Origin of the sequence: Pseudomonas cedrina subsp. cedrina (genome assembly GCF_001983175.1) — a bacterium.
Taxonomy (GTDB): Bacteria; Pseudomonadota; Gammaproteobacteria; order Pseudomonadales; family Pseudomonadaceae; genus Aquipseudomonas; species Aquipseudomonas cedrina.
The window spans coordinates 409,594-427,776 of sequence record NZ_MNPW01000001.1; the positions used below are offsets into that span (position 1 = coordinate 409,594).

The following is an 18,183-nucleotide window of genomic DNA, read 5'->3' on the forward strand; positions in this document are numbered from 1 at the left end:
AGGCTTGTTTTCTATTTTTATGCGAATAATCTTGTAATTCTTACAACAAATCGACGATAGGCGCTTTCCAATGACTCTTCGTATCGCAATCAATGGTTTTGGCCGTATCGGCCGTAATGTCCTGCGCGCACTGTATACCCAAGGCTACCGCCAGGATTTGCAGATCGTCGCCATCAACGATCTGGGCGACAGTTCGATCAATGCCCACCTGCTCAAATACGACACCGTGCATGGCACTTTCGACGCAGAGGTCGCCCACGATCAGGAAAGCCTGACCGTCAATGGTGACCGGATTGCCGTCAGCGCCATTCGCAACCCCGCCGACCTGCCATGGGCCGCGCACAATATCGACGTGGTGTTCGAATGCACCGGCCTGTTCACCGACCGCGACAAGGCGGCCGCCCATATCAGCGCCGGCGCGCGCAAGGTGATCATCTCGGCACCGGCCAAGGGCGCGGACGCCACCGTGGTCTATGGCGTAAACCATGACATTCTGCGTCAATCCCACCAGATCATCTCCAACGCCTCGTGCACCACCAACTGCCTGGCGCCGGTTGCCCAGGTGCTGCACCGCGAGCTGGGCATCGAAAGCGGCCTGATGACCACCATTCACGCCTACACCAACGACCAGAACCTGACCGACGTCTATCACACCGACCCGTACCGTGCGCGTTCGGCGACCCAGAACATGATCCCGAGCAAAACCGGCGCCGCTGAAGCGGTGGGCCTGGTCCTGCCGGAACTGGCGGGCAAGCTGACAGGCATGGCCGTGCGCGTGCCGGTGATCAACGTGTCGCTGGTAGACCTTACCGTGCAATTGAAGAAGGAAGCCACGGCAGAGGAAGTCAACGCGCTGCTCAAGGACGCCAGCCAGCATTCGAAGATCCTCGGCTACAACACCCTGCCGCTGGTTTCCAGCGACTTCAACCACAACCCGCTGTCGTCGATCTTCGATGCCAACCACACCAAGGTCAGCGGCAAATTGCTGAAGGTGCTGGCCTGGTACGACAACGAATGGGGCTTCTCCAACCGTATGCTGGATAACTGCCTGGCGCTCTGCAACGCCGAATAATTGGACATGCAGATCCCCTGTGGGAGCTGGCTTGCCTGCGATTGCATCACCTCGGTCTGGCTGAAAGACCGAGTCGTCTGCATCGCGGGCAAGCCCGGCTCCCACAGAAGCTCGATAGCATAGGTTGCATCTCAAAGTGCCACTTGCCATTTCAGTTGATGATAAGCATTATCATTAACTGCAAACCGGTCTGGTATCTCTGTGAGCCAATCTCGCTTCAACCACGTCTTTCTCACCCAACGGGTGATTCTGCTTCGTACCCTGCAGCGCATGGTGAATAACCACAGCACCGCTGAGGACCTGTTGCAGGAAACCTACCTGCGCGTCACCCGGGCCCTGAGCGAGCGGCCGATCGATCACCTTGAACCCTTCGTTTATCAGACCGCGCGCAACCTGGCGCTGGATCATCTGCGCGCGCGCAGGATCCAGGCCCGTACGTTGCAGGAAGATGTACCGCTGGACGTCCTGCAAAGCGTCGTAGCTCCCATCAGTACGCCCGAAGATGCCACCCAGGCCGAGCAACTGCTCGAGCACCTGAGTGTCAGCCTCGGCCAGTTGAGCCCGCGTCAGCAGCAGATCTTCATCCTCAGTCGCCTGCACGGTTGCAGCTATCAGGAGATCGCCGATCAGTTGCACGTGTCCTTGAGCACCGTGCAAAAGGAACTGAAATTGATCATGGCCATCTGTGTAGGTGTGGCCGAGCGACTGGATCGGCCTTAAGCTGCACCCGACTGAAGTGTCGACACAAGCTGTGGGAAACGATGAATAGAACGTGGCGAAGACCCGAGGCACACCGTGACGGACCCGAATAAACTGCGCCCCCATGAGCTGGCTCATGAGGTGTTGCAAGACGCGGCTATGGACCAGGCCCTCGATTGGCTGATCGCCTTGCAATGCCCGCAGCCCGGCCAGCAGGCCGAGTTTGAAGCCTGGCTGGCCGGTGATCCAACCCACGCCCAGGCGTTCGCCAAAGCCCAGGCCGCCTGGGGTGGCGCGCCGGTGCACAGTGCCGCCGTTGCCTTGGCGGCGCCGCGCAAGCCCAGCGCCTGGCGCCGGATCAAGCCGCATTGGAAACCGCTGGCCACGGCCGCCGTGCTGCTGATCGGCCTGTTCAGCTTCAGCAACCTGCCGGTGCGCCTGCAAGCCGACCACCTTACCGTGGTGGGCGAACGCCAGCGCCTGCAACTGGACGACGGCTCCAAGGTGCTGCTGAACACCAACTCGGCGTTCTCCAGCACCATCCAGGACCACCAGCGCATCGCCCGCCTCTACCAGGGCGAAGCGTTCTTCGAAATAGCCCCAGGCCACGGCCTGCCCCTGGAAATCGACGCCGGCCCGGTGCGCGCCAGTGTGCGCGATACCGCCTTTGCCGTGCGCTACCTCGACGGTGAAGCCCAGGTGCAAGTGCAGCGCGGCGATGTCGACCTGAGCAACAACGTGAACGATGCCCGTGTGCGCCTGAGCGCGGGTGAAAGTATCCGCATCGGGCCCAAGGGCTTCGGCCAGCCTGCCAAGCTGGATGCCAACAAAGACCTGGCCTGGGTGCAAGGTCGGCTGGTCTTCGAAAACTGCCCAATGGGCGAAGTGCTCGCCGAGCTGCGGCGCTACTACCCCGGCTGGATCGTCAGCACCAACGACAGGCTCGCCAGCGTGGCCGTCACCGGCAATTACCGGCTCGACCAACCGCTGGACGTGGTGCGCTCCCTGGCGCATATCACCTCGGCCAAGCTGTCGGAATATCCGGCGCTGGTCATCTTGAACTAAATGAGAATTATTTTTACTCGATAGCAGGCGGCGGTACGTCTCGTCTTAGTCAATGCAACTGATTCCTATTTGGTCAGTGCGCAACTATAAGATTCGTACCCCCGGAGCGCTCTCGATGTCCCCTTGTTTCAACCGCCGGTCTTCTTCGCCCGTCCTGTCCTTGCTGACCGCCGCCCTCCTGCTGGCCGGCGTGCCGGTGATGACCGCCAGCGCCGCCGAACCTGCGTCCCGCAGCCACGGCAACTACACCTTCAGCATCGAGCAGCAGCCACTGGTTTCGGCACTCAATGCCTTTACCACGGTAACCGGCTGGCAAATCGGCCTGCCGGCGGAACTGGGCCAGGGCGTGTCGTCGCCCGGCGTACGCGGCCCGCTGTCACCGGAAAAAGCCCTGGACCGGCTGTTGGTGGGGACCAACCTGAGCTACCGCAAACTGGGCAATAACAACATCGTCCTGGAAAAACGCACAGCGGGCAGCACCCTCAACCTGCAACAGGTGACCATCAGCGCCACCCGCAACGAGCAGGACGTGAGCAGCGTACCGAGCACCGTCAGCGTGCAGGAACGCGAAGCACTCGACCGCCAGAACGTGAATACCCTTCGTGAACTGGTGCGCTATGAACCCAACGTCTCGGTAGGCGGCGCCGGGGGCCGCTCGAGCAATGCGGGCTACAACATTCGCGGCATCGATGGCGACCGCATCCTCACCCAGGTGGATGGCGTGGAAGTGCCGGACAACTTCTTCAACGGCCCCTATGCCAAGACCCGCCGCAACTACGTCGACCCGGAAATCGTCAAGCGCGTGGAGATCCTGCGCGGCCCGGCCTCGGCGCTGTACGGCAGCAGCGCCATCGGCGGCGCCGTCAGCTATTTCACCCTCGACCCGGATGACATCATCAAGCCCGACCAAGACTACGGCGCCCGCCTGAAGACCGGCTACAGCTCCGCCGACGAGAGCTGGCTGACCTCCGGCACCGTCGCCGGTCGTGTACAGGACTTCGACGGCTTGCTGCACCTGAGCCAGCGCAATGGCCACGAAATGGAGTCCTACGACGGCAACAACGCCACCGGCCTGGCGCGCACCGGCGCCAACCCGGAAGAGGCACGCACCACCAACGTGCTGGCCAAACTGGGTTGGAACTATGGCGATGACAATCGCCTGGGCCTGACGTACGAGAAGTACAAGGATGATCGCGACGTCAACCTGAAGAGTGCCGTGGGCGGGCCGTTCACCGGCGGGCGCGGCTTCAACTTCTACCGTGCGCGGTCCGGCAACGACACCATCACCCGCGAGCGTTTCGGTATCGAAAACCGCTTCGCCCTGGACTCGCCGATTGCCGATCAGATCAAGACCAGCCTCAACTACCAGATCGCCAAGACCGACCAGTCCACCGCCGAAATCTACCAGCCGTCCCGCCGTGTCTTGCGCACCCGCGAAACCCTGTATGAAGAAAAACAGTGGGTCTTCGATGCCCAGCTGAACAAGGCCTTCAACATCGGCGACACCGATCACCAGGTGACTTACGGCACCACTCTCAAGCAGCAGAAAGTCACCGGCTCCCGCGAAGGCGCCGCCACCTGCCTGGCTGTCGGCAGCGGTTGCACGGCCATCGGCGCACCCAGCCCATCGGCCGGTGACAGCGTGAGGAAGGCCAGCGATTTCCCGGATCCGACCATCAACACTTACTCGCTGTTCGCACAGGACCAGATCGCCTGGGGCAAATGGACATTCCTGCCCGCCGTGCGCTATGACTACACCCAACTCAAGCCCAAGTTGACCGAAGAGTTCCTCAACACCGTCGACCCGACGCGGATCTACGCCCACAGCGACAAGGAAAAAACCTGGCACCGTGTGACGCCCAAGTTCGGCCTGACCTACGCGCTGACCGATCACTACACCTGGTTTGGCCAGTACGCTGAAGGCTTCCGCACCCCCTCCGCCAAAGCCTTGTACGGGCGTTTTGAGAACCTGCAGCAGGGTTACACCGTGGAACCCAACCCGGACCTCAAGCCGGAAAGCAGCAAGGGCGTGGAAACAGGGATTCGCGGCAACTTCGATTCCGGTTCGTTTGATATCGCCGTGTTCTACAACAAATACCGCAACTTCATCGACGAGGACGCCTCCGTCGCCGGCGGTACCTCACAGCAATTCGAAGCCAACAACATCAAGCACGCCACCATCAAGGGGATCGAAGCCAAAGGTCGCCTGAACCTTGACGCGTTCGGCGCGCCGCAAGGCCTGTACAGCCAGGGTTCGATTGGCTACACCTATGGCCGCAACGACGACAATGGCGAAGCGCTCAACAGCGTCAACCCGCTCAAGGGCGTATTCGGCCTGGGCTACGACCAGGACAACTATGGTGGCCTGCTGAGCTGGACCCTGGTGAAAAAACAGGATCGCGTCGACAGCACCACCTTCCATGCGCCTGACGGCAGCACTACGGGTCCGTTCAAAACCCCGGGCTTCGGCGTTCTCGACCTGACCGCCTTCTACAAAGTCACCAACGATGTGACCGTCAACGGTGGCCTCTACAACCTGACCGACAAAAAGTATTGGAACTGGGATGACGTGCGCAGCTACGACGGCGTCGGCGAAGCCGGTGTGACCTCGCCGGCCAACCTCGACCGCTTGACCCAGCCGGGGCGCAACTTCGCGATCAACGTGATCTGGGATATCTGAGCCGCCCCACTCACCTCGTCGAAATCTCATCGGCGAGGTGAGGATTTTTTACTGTGCCGCGTCTTCTTGTTCGTCTAGTTGATAACAGCTCTCTTTCGGGCACCCAGGCGCTTCCCTTCTCAAGGATTTTTTCATGACCGCTTCCCCTACCCCAGAACGCCCAAGCCTACGCTCCCAGCGCCTGAACCAGATCACCCATGAGCCACACACCAAGCTCGACGCATTGGTCAAGGCCCACGCCCCCTTCGAAACCCAGGCCAACTTCGCGCGCTTCGTCGTGGCGCAGTACCTGTTCCAGTCGGAACTGGTAGCGCTGTACAACGATGCCGAGCTGAACCAGATCGTGCCGGACCTGGCCGAGCGCTGCCGCGCCGAAGCCGCCAGGCTGGACCTGGCCGACCTGGACACCGATGTTCCGGCACCGGTCGCCGGCGCCGTGAAGCACCCCGGCAAGGCCGAAGCCCTGGGCTGGCTGTTCGTGTCGGAAGGTTCCAAACTGGGTGCAGCGTTCCTGATCAAGCGCGCCGTGGGCCTGGGCCTGAGCGAAACCTTCGGCGCCCGCCACCTGGGCGAGCCGGCGGGTGGTCGCGCCGAAGGCTGGAAACGCTTCACCCGCACCCTCGACGCTCTGGAATTCAGCGCCGAGGAAGAAGCCGCAGCGGAAAAAGGCGCGATCGACGCGTTTGTACGCTTCACCGTATTGCTGGAACAGGCGTACGCTAGCGCGCCTGAACTGGCCTGACCCTTGGTTGGAATGCGATAAAAAATGTGGGAGCGGCGGTGCGACTTGCTCGCGAATACGGCCTGTAGTGAGCGGGCTTGCCCCGCGCTGGGCTGCGAAGCGGCCCAATAAAAACACCGCCGTCCTTTCAGGTAGAACCGAGTTGCCTGGTTGGGGCCGCTTCGCAGCCCAGCGCGGGGCAAGCCCGCTCACTACACACTGCATTCGCGAGCAAGCCCGCTCCCACACTAGATCTCATTTCATAATTGATTTTCTGTGATACCCCGACCTATCTATGACCGGCAAACCCCAACCCACCTCGAAAATCGCGCAACTCCTCTTCGGCCTGCTGGCCTACGTCAGCCTGGGCATCGGGCTGGTGGCGATTGTCATACCGGGTTTACCCACCACCGAGTTCATCCTGCTGGCCGCCTGGGCCGCCACCAAAAGCTCGCCACGCCTTAGTGCCTGGCTGGAAAACCACCGGCTGTTCGGGCCGATCCTGTCCAACTGGCGCAATGGCAGGATCATCGCCCGCCGGGCCAAGGTCAGCGCCACGTTGAGCATGCTGCTGTGCGCCATCCTGATGCTGGTGATGCTCGACCACGGCTGGCCGATCTACCTGGCGATTGCCGGGATGAGCCTGGGCAACCTGTGGATCTGGTCACGCCCGGAACGGCTTGCAGCACCCGTATAACGCCGCGCGTAGCGTTTTCCTACCACTCATCGCCTGCCTCTCATGAATTGATTTAAGACGCCGATGTTTCAGGCATGGCGTCGAATGGACTTGGCCCTGCCTGCCTGCATTTTCACCTGTCCATTCGCGAGTGACCTATGTTCGACACCCTCTCCATCCGCCTGAAAATCGTGCTGCTGTCCGGGCTGTGCCTGTTGGGTGTGATCGCGCTGATCATCAGCATCAACCTGTACGAAACAAATCAGAACGACCATCTGATCAGTGATTCAAGCTCGCGAATGCTCACCAGCAGTGTCGAGAACCTGCTGCAATCCAAAGCCGCCGAACAAGCGGTGCAGCTACAGAAAACCTTTGGCGAAAACCTGCTGGTGGTGACCGCCCTTGCCGATCAAGTCAAGCACTTGCGCAACCTGGCCGCCAAGCGCTCGCTGGAACCGGGCGCCTTGCGTGAAGAACTCAACCAGAGCCTTAAGACCACCTTTGAACGCAACAGCAAGGTGCTGGGCGTCTGGCTGTCATTCGAGCCCAACGGCCTGGATGGCAAGGACAGCGAATTCATCGACGACAAGGCTCGCGCGTCCAACGAAAAAGGCCGCTTCTCCAGCTACTGGAGCCGCGCCGGCGGCCAAGGCCAGAACACCATCATGGTCGAAGAAGACCTGACCAAGACCACCCTCAACCTTAGCGGTACGCCCTACAACATCTGGTACACCTGCCCGCGGGATACGCGCAGCGTTTGTTTGCTCGACCCGTACGAAGACACGGTGGGCGGCACGCCGGTACTGATGACGACTATTTCCTTGCCATTGATCGTGGACGGCAAGGTTATTGGTGTGGTCGGTCTTGATATCGCCCTCAACAGCCTGCAAGCCCTCACCGATGCCGCGCAAAAAACCTTGTTCGACGGCGCCACACACCTGGAGATCATCTCCAGTACCGGCCTGATTGCCGCCTACAGCGGTGAGCCGGCCAAGGTGGGCAAGAACCTGATCGACATCCTCGGTGCCGAGGGCAAGGAAATCGTGCAACTGCTGGCCAGTGACAGCTACGTCAACCGGGAACAGGGGGATACGATCCGCGCGGTTTACCCGGTCAAGCCCATCGCCGATGCAAAGGCCTGGGGCGTGGTGATCAAACTGCCCAAACACGTGATGCTCGCCGATGCCTTGAAGCTGCAAGGCCTGCTCGACGAAGCCCAGGCCAGCGGCACCCTGAAAGCCTTGCTGGTGGGCGCCGGCGCAGGTTTGCTTGGTTTGTTGCTGATCTGGCTGACCGCCACCGGCGTGACCCGCCCCATCAACAGCGTGGCCGCCATGCTCAAGGACATCGCCAGCGGCGACGGCGACCTTACCCAGCGCCTGGCCTACGCCAAAAAGGATGAGCTGGGCGAACTGGTCAACTGGTTCAACCGCTTCCTCGACAAGCTGCAACCGACCATCGCGCAGATCAAGCAAAGCATCACCGACGCCCGTGGCACCGCTGACCAGTCATCGGCCATCGCGCGCCAGACCAGCGAAGGCATGCAAGTGCAGTTCCGCGAAATCGACCAGGTGGCCACCGCCTCCAATGAAATGAGCGCCACCGCGCACGATGTGGCCAACAGCGCCTCCAACGCCGCCAGCGCGGCACGCGGTGCCGACCAGTCGGCGCGTGAAGGCATGTCGATCATCGAGAAAAGCACCCGCGACATCACCACCCTGGCCGAAGAAGTCAGCAAGGCCGTGGGCGAAGTCGAAGCCCTGGCGGTCAACAGCGAGCAGATCGGCTCAGTGCTGGAAGTGATTCGCAGCATCGCCGAGCAGACCAACCTGCTGGCGCTCAACGCCGCCATCGAAGCGGCGCGCGCCGGAGAAAGCGGGCGAGGATTTGCCGTGGTTGCCGACGAAGTGCGCAACCTGGCCAAGCGTACCCAGGATTCGGTGGAAGAAATTCGCCTGGTAATCGAACGCATCCAGAGCGCCACGCGAGGCGTAGTGGCAACCATGCATTCGAGCCAGAGCCAGGCCCAGAGCAACGCCGGGCAGATCCACCAAGCGGTGCAGGCCCTGGGCAAGATCAGCGAGGCCGTCACTGTGATCAGCGACATGAACCTGCAGATCGCCAGCGCCGCCGAGCAACAGAGCGCGGTGGCCGAAGAGGTCAACCGCAACGTCTCGGCGATCCGCACCGTGACCGAAACCCTCACCGGCCAAGCCACCGAGTCGGCGGCTATCAGCAGCCAACTCAATGCATTGGCCAGCCAGCAGATGAAGTTGATGGATCAGTTCAAGGTGTAAACCGATCCCTCGGACCCTAGAGATCCCCTGTGGGAGCCGGGCTTGCCCGCGATGCAGACGACTCGGTTTCCCTGAGGGTCCGAGTCGAGACTATCGCAGGCAAGCCAGCTCCCACAGGATTGTGGTGGTTTAAACGCCGGGCCAGGCTTGCACGAAGGGCGTCAGGTCTTCCTTCGGCGCCGTACGCGGCGGGTTCTGCGGCGTGCCCAGGTAGAGGAAGCCAATCACTTCCTCGCCCGCCGTGAGCCCAAGGCCCTTGGCGACGTGGGCCGAATAGGACAATTCGCCGGTGCGCCACACCGCGCCAATCCCCTGTGCATAAGCCGCCAACAGGATGCCATGGGCCGCGCAGGCGGCGGCCAGCAGTTGCTCGGATTTCGGCACCTTGAAATGCTCCTGCAGACGGGCAATCACCACCACCACAAGCGGCGCGCGCAACGGACCGTTCTGCGCCTTGTCGATGGCCGCTTGCGGTGCGTCGGCATCCTGCAGGCGGGCCGCTTCGGCCAGCAGCGTGCCCATCTGCTCGCGGGCAGCGCCTTCAACCGTGAGGAAGCGCCAAGGCCGCAATTGCCCGTGGTCGGGCGCACGCATGGCTGCGGCGAACAGCACGTCGCGCTGCTCCTGGGTCGGTGCCGGTTCCAGCAAGCGCGGCACGGAAACACGGTTGAGCAAAGCGTCGAGAGCCTGCATGGCCACCTCCAGAGAAAAATGTGCGGTCATTCTAGCGGGAATGAATCGGATTCGACCAAACGATAATTGCTCTTATTCATTGCGCCCCGCCCTGTTAAACTTTGCGCCCTCATTTTGTGTCTTCGCTCGGGAAACTCGATGTTCCGTTCGCTTTTTCGCCTGTACGCAGCACTGCTGGCCTTGAGCCTGGCTGCCTGCGATGACGCGCCTCGCTTCACCCAGGCCGAGCCCGGTGAATCGCGAGCGGGCGGCGCCGCGACGGTGAACAAGCGCGACCAGAACGCGTTTTCCCTGCCTTCGGCCAACCTGTCGCCCACGCGTCGCCTGGATTTCAGCGTGGGCAACAGCTTCTTTCGCAGCCCCTGGGTGATCGCGCCGTCCACCACCACGGCGCGTGATGGCCTGGGCCCGCTGTTCAACACCAATGCCTGCCAGAACTGCCATATAAAAGACGGTCGTGGCCACCCGCCGTTGCCCGACGCCCCCAATGCGGTGTCGATGCTGGTGCGCCTGTCGATCCCTGTGTCTGCCCAGGATCAGCCGGACTATGCGCGCCTCATCGAACAGACCGGCGTGGTGCCCGAACCGGTCTACGGCGGGCAACTGCAGGACATGGCGGTGCCCGGCGTCGCGCCCGAAGGCAAGGTGCGGGTCGACTACACCCCGGTCAACGTCACGTTCAAGGACGGCACGGTGGTGGAGTTGCGCAAGCCGGACCTGCAGATCACCCAGCTCAGCTACGGCCCGATGCAGCCGGACACACGCTTCTCGGCACGCATCGCCCCGCCGATGATCGGCCTGGGTTTGCTCGAAGCCATCAGCGACGCCGATATCCTGCGCAACACCGACCCGAAGACCGCCGCCAAGGGCGCCATCGTCGGCCGTGCCAACCAGGTGTGGGATGACGCCCAGCAGAAAACCGTGCTGGGGCGTTTCGGCTGGAAAGCCGGTCAGCCCAATCTCAATCAACAAAATGTTCACGCGTTTTCTGGTGATATGGGCCTCACCACATCTCTCAGGCCATTTGATGACTGCACCGACACCCAGGTCGCCTGCAAACAGGCAGCCAACGGCAATGGCCCGCAGGGCGAGCCGGAAGTCAGCGACAATATCCTGCGCCTGGTGCTGTTCTACACGCGTAACCTCGCTGTGCCGGTGCGCCGTGACGTCGACTCGCCGCAGGTGCTGGCCGGTAAGAACCTGTTCTATCAAGCGGGCTGCCAGGGCTGCCATACGCCGTCGTTCACCACGTCGGCCTCTGCCGCCGAACCTGAACTGGCCAACCAGGTGATCCGCCCCTACACCGACCTGCTGTTGCACGACATGGGCCCGGGCCTGGCCGACAACCGCACCGAATTCAAGGCCGGTGGCCGCGACTGGCGCACGCCGCCGTTGTGGGGCATCGGCCTGACGCAGACCGTCAGTGGCCACACCCAGTTCCTGCATGACGGCCGCGCCCGCAACCTGCTCGAAGCCGTGCTGTGGCATGGCGGTGAAGCACAGGCGGCGCAGCAGCATGTGTTGTCCTTCAATGCCGAGCAACGCGCTGCGTTGCTGGCGTTCCTGAATGCTCTATAAGCTTTGCCCCACTTACAGAAGGGAGCTCGACATGTTCCGTCCCAAGTTGTTGTTCACCAGCCTTGCCGCCCTTGCCCTGGGCGCCTGCTCGCCCCAGGACCCGCAAGCGGTGACCTCGGCGGCCATCGCCAAGCAAGTGATCCTGCCAACCTACAGCCGTTGGGTCGAAGCCGACCGCCAATTGGCCGTCAGCGCCCTGGCCTATTGCCAGGGCAAGGAAAGCCTGGACACTGCCCGCGCCGACTTCCTGCATGCGCAGAAAGCCTGGGCCGAACTGCAACCGCTGTTGATCGGCCCGCTGGCTGAAGGCAACCGTGCGTGGCAGGTGCAGTTCTGGCCGGACAAGAAGAACCTGGTCGGCCGCCAGGTCGAGCAACTGGTTGCCAGCCAGCCACAGATCGATGGCGCGGCCCTGGCCAAGTCCAGCGTCGTGGTGCAAGGCCTGTCGGCCTACGAGTACATTCTCTACGACGCCAAGACCGACCTCGCCGACGACGCCCAGAAAGCCCGTTACTGCCCGCTGCTGGTGGCCATCGGCGAGCGTCAGAAGGCCCTCGCCGAAGAGATCCTGGCCAGTTGGAACAGCACCGACGGCATGTTGGCGCAGATGACCAAGTTTCCGAACCAACGCTACGCCGATTCCCACGAAGCCATCGCCGATCTGCTACGCGTCCAGGTGACCGCCCTGGACACCCTGAAGAAAAAGCTCGGCACGCCGATGGGTCGCCAGACCAAGGGCATTGCGCAGCCGTTCCAGGCCGACGCATGGCGCAGCCAGTCGTCCCTGCAAAGCCTTGAGGCCAGCCTCGCCGCTGCCCAGACCGTGTGGGTCGGGGTCGACAACAAAGGTTTGCGCGGCCTGCTGCCGTCCGAGCAGAAGCCGCTGGCCGACAAGATCGACGCCGCCTATGCCGCATCCTTGAAACTGTTCGCCAGCAACCAGCGCACCCTCAATGAACTGCTGGCCGACGACGCCGGGCGCCAGCAGCTCAACGATATCTATGACAGCCTCAACGTTGTCCACCGCCTGCACGAAGGCGAGCTGGCCAAGGCGCTGGGCATCCAACTGGGCTTTAACGCCAACGACGGTGACTGATGATGCTCAGGCGACAGGTTTTGGCCGTTGGCAGCGTGCTGCTCAGCGCGCTCACGTTGGGTGGCTGGACGCTATTCAAAGGCAAATCCGCGGGCCCGCTGCTGCTGTCGGCGCGCGATGATGCAGACGGCAAGCACTACGCCGTGGGTTATCGCCTGGACGGCAAACAAGTGTTCGCCACCCAGGTCGGCCAGCGTTGCCACGACATCATCAACCACCCGACACTGCCGATTGCGCTGTTTGTAGCCCGTCGCCCGGGCACCGAGAGTTACCTGGTCGACCTGCGCAATGGCGCGCTGCTGCAAACCATCACCTCCAACGTCAATCGCCACTTCTACGGCCACGCGGTCATCCACAAGAGCGGTGACTGGCTGTACGCCACCGAAAACGACACGTCCGACCCCGGCCGTGGGCTGCTCGGCGTGTACCGGTTCGAAGGCGAACGGCTGGTGCATGACGGCGAAATCTCCACCCACGGCATTGGCCCGCACCAGGTGTCGTGGATGCCCGATGGCGAGACCCTGGTGGTAGCCAACGGCGGCATACGTACCGAAGCCGAAAGCCGCGTGGAGATGAACCTCGACGCCATGGAACCGAGCCTGGTACTGATGCACCGCGATGGCAGCCTGATCAGCAAGGAAACCCTGGGCCAGCAGATGAACAGCGTGCGCCATATGGGGATCGCCAGCGATGGCACCATCCTCACCGGCCAGCAATTCATGGGGCCGTCCCAGGAGCGCTCGGAGTTGCTGGCGATCAAACGTCCGGGCCAGCCGTTCGCGGCCTTCCCGGTGGCCGATGAACAATTGCAGGCCATGGGGCACTACACCGCCAGCGTCGCGGTGCACAGCGAACTGCGCCTGGTGGCGTTGACCGCGCCGCGGGGCAACCGCTTCTTCATCTGGGACATGGACAGCGGTGCGCTACGCCTGGATGCGCCCTTGCCTGATTGCGCCGGCGTGGGCGCAGTGGACGATGGGTTTGTCGTGACATCGGGCCAGGGCCGTTGCCGCTTCTACGATTGCCGCCAGAAACAGCTGGCAGCCGAACCGCTGGAGTTGCCGGCAGGGCTCTGGGATAACCATCTGCATCTGATCTGACGCTCAGGCGCTCTCCCCCCGTAACACTCGTACTGCCCCTACAAGACATACGGAAATGTCTTTCGCCCCGCGATCTGTATCCCTACAGAAACTCCCGACTTTACTGCTTATCCCTCCCTTCTTTCTCGTGAAAACTGCGGCGCTCATCGGGCCGCCGGACGGTCCTGCCTGTGCGCCCTTCATGCAGCGCCGCGCAACCTACCCCCATAAGGAACCAGCCATGCCGGGCCGTCGGATGATTACCATGCTCAGCATCGTCCTGTTAGTCGTACTGATGCTTGCCGGTTACAAAGCACTCTGGGTTTACCAACAACTGCAGATTCTGCATGCGCCGAAACCGCCCGTGAGCGTGGCGGTGTCCAGTGTTTTTGAAAAACGCTGGCAGCGCCAGTTGCCGGCGGCCGGCACGGTCAAAGCAGCGCAAGGGATCGATCTGAGTGTGCAAGTGCCCGGCGTCGTCACGCAGTTGCTCTTCGAGTCGGGACAAGCGGTCGAGGCAGGGCAACTGTTGCTGCAGCTTGAGCATCAGACCGAACAGGCCGAGCTGGACATGGCGCAGGCCGACCAAAGCCTGGCCCGGCAGAACTTGGCACGCGGCAAGGAACTGGTGGCGATCAACGCCATCTCCCGAGGCGAGTACGACCGGCTCAGTGCCGAGTTCAAGCGGCACAATGCTATTGTTGCGCAACGTCACGAAGCGCTGAAAAAGAAACACATCGTCGCCCCTTTCAGCGGCACCATTGGTATTCGCCAGGTCGACAGGGGTGACTTCCTGCAAAGTGGCACAGTGATCGCCAGCCTGCAGGACACCAGTAGCCTTTTCGTTGATTTCTATGTCCCCGAGCAAGCCGCGCAACTGATCAGGATCGGCCAGTCGGTTCAGGTCGGAGTCTCCGCACGCCCAGATGTTTTCAGCATCGCCAACGTCAGCGCGATCAACCCGATCGTTGATGACAGCACCCGAAATGTGTTGGTCCGCGCGACCCTGGCCAACCCACCCGAAAGCCTGCTGCCAGGCATGTTCGCCGACCTGCGGATACTGCTGGCTGACCCGGCATTGCGCACGGTAATCCCGGAAAGCGCGATTACGTTCAGTCCCTACGGCCAATACGTATACGTTGTGACACAACCCGACGACAGCGAGGGGCAGGCGCTGCATGAGGACGGTACGCCGGTCCTGATCGTCGAGCGCCGCCTGGTCCAGACCGGCGAGCGGCGTGATGGCCTTGTGGTGGTTGAACAAGGCCTGCATCAGGGTGAACAGATTGTCACTGCCGGCCAGAACAAGCTGGAGCATGGCACCTCGGTGCGCATCAGCATTGACAGGACTCAGCCAGGTGACCGGCCACTGCCGGCCCGTCGGGAGCATCAGGAATGACCTTCACCGACCTGTTCATCCGCCGCCCGGTACTTGCGCTGGTGGTGAGTCTGCTGATCGTGTTACTGGGCTTGCAGGCCTACGGGAAACTGCCACTGCGCCAATTCCCAACAATGGAAAGTGCGCTGATCACGGTGACCACGGTTTCCCCGGGTTCAAGTGCCGAAAGTGTTCAGAGCTACATCACCCAACCGCTGCAAAAGAGCCTGGCAAGCGCGCAAGGCATCGATTACATGAAGTCTTCCAGCCGCCAGAACATTTCGGTCATCTCGATCTACGGCCGAGTCGGTGCCGACAACGACAGCTTGTTCACCGACCTGCTGGCCAAGACCAATGAAGTCAGGAACCAGTTGCCTCGCGACATTGAAGAGCCGATTTTGAGCAAAGTCGCGGCGGACAATACCGCGCTGATGTACCTGAGTTTTTCCAGCGAAACCATGAACAATGCACAGATCACCGATTACCTGCGGCGTGTGGTCCAGCCTCGGCTGGTGACCCTGCCGGGGATGGCCGAAGCCCAGATCATCGGTAACCAGAGCTTCGCCATGCGCCTGTGGCTGGATCCGATAAAACTCGCCGGGTTTGGTTTGAGCGCCAGCGAGGTCGCGCAGGCAATCAAGCGCTACAACGTGCAACCCACCGCAGGTGATGTGACCGGTGAATGGGTGGTCACCAGCGTCCAGACCAACACCGAACTCCAATCGGTCGAGGGCTTCAGTGCGATCCCCCTGAAAACCAATGGCGACAGCCAGGTACGCCTGGGTGATGTGGCACGGGTGGAAATGGGCTCACAGAACTACGAGAGTTTCAGTACGTTCAACGGTGTGCCTGCTATCTATATCAGCATCAAGCCGACCCCCGAGGCCAACCCGCTGGAATTGGCCAGGCACGTTCGCGAACTGCTGCCGCAATTGCAATCGCAGGCCCCGCCCGGCCTGGACGTGAACGTTGCCTATGACTCGACGCTGTACATCAACGCCTCTATCGACCAAGTGCTGTCCAGCCTGATGGAGGCCGTGCTGATAGTCGTGCTGGTGGTGTTTTTATTTCTCGGTTCGTTGCGTTCGGTGATGATTCCGGTGATCACTATTCCACTGTCCTTGATCGGCACGCTGGTCTTCATGCAAGCAATGGGGTACTCCATCAATATCCTGACGCTGCTGGCCATGGTTCTGGCGATCGGCCTGGTCGTCGATGATGCCATCGTGGTAATGGAAAACATTCACCGGCATATCGAAAGGGGTCAGTCCCCCCTTGAAGCTGCAATCAGAGGCGCAAGGGAGATTTGTGCGCCAGTGGTGTCCATGACCATCGCACTGGCCGCGGTGTATACACCTATCGGTTTCCTGCAAGGTCTTACGGGTGCGTTGTTCAAGGAGTTCGCCCTGACGCTCGCCGGCGCCGTCGTGATTTCCGGTATCGTGGCGCTGACGCTGTCACCGATGATGTGCGCCGTGCTGCTGCGCCCAGGGGAACAGCCAAAAGGCCTGGCCCTGATCCTGGATTGTTTCTTCAATACATTGAAAAGCCGCTATCAGCGCCGCCTGCATCAGGTCATGAAGGCGCGCTCGGTGGTTCTGGTATTCGCCCTGCTCGTCCTCGGCCTGATTCCGGTGATGCTCATGTTCACCCTGTCGGAACTGGCCCCCGATGAGGACCAGGGCCTGATATTCATCCTTTCCAATGCGCCGCAGCCTACCAACCTTTCCTATCTGAATTCTTATACGCAAGACTTTATCGAGCCGTTCAAGACCCTGCCCGAATACCAGGCTTCATTCCAGATCAACGGCCTTGAAGGCGTGCATTCGGGGGTCGGGGGCTTTCTACTCAAACCCTGGAAAGAGCGTGATCGGACACAGGCGCAGGTCCTGGGGCCCTTACGCGAAAAACTCGACAGTATCCCCGGCCTTCAAGTCTTCGCCTTCAGCCTGCCCTCCCTGCCGGGAGGAGGCGAAGGGCTGCCGTTCGGGTTCGTGATCAGTTCCCAGCAAGACTATGAGTCGATGATGAGCGTGGCCGAACGCGTCAAACAGCGCGCGATCGACTCAGGGAAATTTGCCTACGTGGACATCGACCTGGCGTTCGACCGCCCCGAAGTGGTGATCGATATCGACCGGACCAAGGCCGCGCAAATGGGCGTATCCATGGAAGACCTGAGCCTGACGCTGGCAACCCTGCTGGCGGAAACGGAAATCAACCGGTTCAGTATCGAAGGCCAGCTCTACAGAGTGATTGCCCAGGTCGAGCGCACCTACCGGGACAGCCCGCAATGGTTGAGCCACTACGCCGTCAAAAACGCCAAGGGTCAACTGCTGCCTCTTTCGACGTTGATCAAGGTATCCAGCCAACGGGTGCGGCCACGGCAGTTGAATCAGTTCCAACAGCTCAACTCGGTCATCGTGTCCGGGTTTCCGATTGTGGGCATGAGCAATGCGCTGCAAACCCTGCAAACCATCGCCGAGGAGGAGGCGCCGCCCGGTTACACCTTCGATTACAGCAACGCTACCCGCCAGTTTGTTCAGGAGGGAAATGCGCTTTGGGGCTCTTTCGGCCTGGCATTGGCAATCATCGGCCTGGTGCTGGCGGCACAGTTTGGCAGCCTGCGCGACGCCATGGTGATACTGATGACGGTGCCGCTGTCGATATGTGGTGCATTGGTCGCGCTGTTCCTGGGCTGGTCGACCCTGAACATCTACACGCAGATCGGCCTGGTCACGTTAATCGGCCTGATCAGTAAGCACGGCATCCTCATCGTCGAATTCGCCAACCAACTGCGCGAGGAACAAGGCCTGTCACCCGGCGCCGCCGTCGAGGAGGCCGCCGCAATCCGCTTGCGACCTGTGCTGATGACGACCATGGCAACTGTATTGGGGGTGATTCCGCTGATTTTTTCCAGCGGAGCAGGCGCGGTCAGCCGGTTTGATATTGGCCTGGTGATCGCCACCGGCATGTCGATCGGGACGCTATTCACCTTGTTCGTCCTGCCCACTGTGTACACGGTGCTGACCAAGGCAGACCCTGCAGCCCAGACAGCCGGCAGCGCATCCCTGCCGCGACAATCCCCGCTTGAGTGATAAGCGGGTGCGATTTAGGTTCAAAAAAAAGGCCTCGCATGGCGAGGCCTTGTA

13 protein-coding genes and 1 pseudogene are annotated in these 18,183 nt (G+C 61.5%); 13 read left to right on the plus strand and 1 reads right to left on the minus strand.

Annotated elements, in window-relative coordinates; translation table 11 throughout:
* Window positions 1-70: 70 nt before the first annotated feature.
* From gap to BLL36_RS31590, 8 genes and pseudogenes are all read left to right on the plus strand, one after another.
* Window positions 71-1,072, plus strand: a complete 1,002-nt coding sequence (gap, locus tag BLL36_RS01965) for a type I glyceraldehyde-3-phosphate dehydrogenase (RefSeq protein WP_076949794.1) — start codon at window positions 71-73, stop codon at window positions 1,070-1,072.
* A 201-nt stretch (window positions 1,073-1,273) separates the two neighbouring features.
* Window positions 1,274-1,792: an RNA polymerase sigma factor gene (locus BLL36_RS01970; RefSeq protein WP_076949795.1), complete on the plus strand. Its 519-nt coding sequence runs from the start codon at window positions 1,274-1,276 to the stop codon at window positions 1,790-1,792.
* 75 nt (window positions 1,793-1,867) lie between these two features.
* Window positions 1,868-2,836, plus strand: coding sequence for a FecR family protein (locus tag BLL36_RS01975; RefSeq protein WP_076949796.1), 969 nt, complete (start codon window positions 1,868-1,870; stop codon window positions 2,834-2,836).
* Window positions 2,837-2,951: 115 nt separating this feature from the next.
* Window positions 2,952-5,516: a TonB-dependent receptor gene (locus tag BLL36_RS01980; protein ID WP_076949797.1), complete on the plus strand. Its 2,565-nt coding sequence runs from the start codon at window positions 2,952-2,954 to the stop codon at window positions 5,514-5,516.
* A gap of 133 nt (window positions 5,517-5,649) precedes the next feature.
* Complete coding sequence (locus tag BLL36_RS01985) at window positions 5,650-6,258, plus strand: biliverdin-producing heme oxygenase (protein WP_076949798.1); 609 nt, start codon at window positions 5,650-5,652, stop codon at window positions 6,256-6,258.
* Between the two features lie 274 nt (window positions 6,259-6,532).
* The gene (locus BLL36_RS01990; RefSeq protein WP_076949799.1) at window positions 6,533-6,934 is read left to right on the plus strand and encodes a YbaN family protein; all 402 of its coding nucleotides are present in this window, start codon (window positions 6,533-6,535) and stop codon (window positions 6,932-6,934) included.
* A gap of 278 nt (window positions 6,935-7,212) precedes the next feature.
* A pseudogene (locus BLL36_RS31585) lies at window positions 7,213-8,352 on the plus strand (PDC sensor domain-containing protein); the annotation flags it as partial.
* A 102-nt stretch (window positions 8,353-8,454) separates the two neighbouring features.
* Window positions 8,455-9,210 carry a methyl-accepting chemotaxis protein gene (locus tag BLL36_RS31590; RefSeq protein ID WP_394329467.1) on the plus strand — a complete coding sequence of 252 codons (756 nt, stop codon included), beginning with the start codon at window positions 8,455-8,457 and terminating at the stop codon, window positions 9,208-9,210.
* A 129-nt stretch (window positions 9,211-9,339) separates the two neighbouring features.
* Here BLL36_RS31590 and BLL36_RS02000 read toward each other — a convergent pair whose 3' ends face one another.
* Complete coding sequence (locus BLL36_RS02000; RefSeq protein WP_076949801.1) at window positions 9,340-9,903, minus strand: NAD(P)H nitroreductase; 564 nt, start codon at window positions 9,901-9,903, stop codon at window positions 9,340-9,342.
* A gap of 138 nt (window positions 9,904-10,041) precedes the next feature.
* Between BLL36_RS02000 and BLL36_RS02005 the strand changes: the two genes are divergently transcribed.
* The 5 genes from BLL36_RS02005 to BLL36_RS02025 all read left to right on the plus strand — a co-directional run bounded on the left by BLL36_RS02005 (window position 10,042) and on the right by BLL36_RS02025 (window position 18,129).
* Window positions 10,042-11,481, plus strand: coding sequence for a di-heme oxidoreductase family protein (locus BLL36_RS02005; protein ID WP_076949802.1), 1,440 nt, complete (start codon window positions 10,042-10,044; stop codon window positions 11,479-11,481).
* 31 nt (window positions 11,482-11,512) lie between these two features.
* Entirely contained in the window at window positions 11,513-12,577 is a 1,065-nt protein-coding gene (locus BLL36_RS02010; protein WP_076949803.1) for an imelysin family protein, read from the plus strand.
* A gap of 2 nt (window positions 12,578-12,579) precedes the next feature.
* A complete protein-coding gene (locus BLL36_RS02015; RefSeq protein ID WP_076949992.1) occupies window positions 12,580-13,677 on the plus strand; it encodes a DUF1513 domain-containing protein in 1,098 nt (365 codons plus the stop codon).
* Window positions 13,678-13,897: 220 nt separating this feature from the next.
* Complete coding sequence (locus BLL36_RS02020) at window positions 13,898-15,055, plus strand: efflux RND transporter periplasmic adaptor subunit (protein WP_076949804.1); 1,158 nt, start codon at window positions 13,898-13,900, stop codon at window positions 15,053-15,055.
* Window positions 15,052-18,129 (plus strand): multidrug efflux RND transporter permease subunit, encoded by a 3,078-nt coding sequence (locus BLL36_RS02025; protein WP_076949805.1) that lies wholly within the window; start codon window positions 15,052-15,054, stop codon window positions 18,127-18,129. The genes BLL36_RS02020 and BLL36_RS02025 overlap by 4 nt, the downstream gene beginning before the upstream one ends.
* Window positions 18,130-18,183 lie beyond the last annotated feature (54 nt).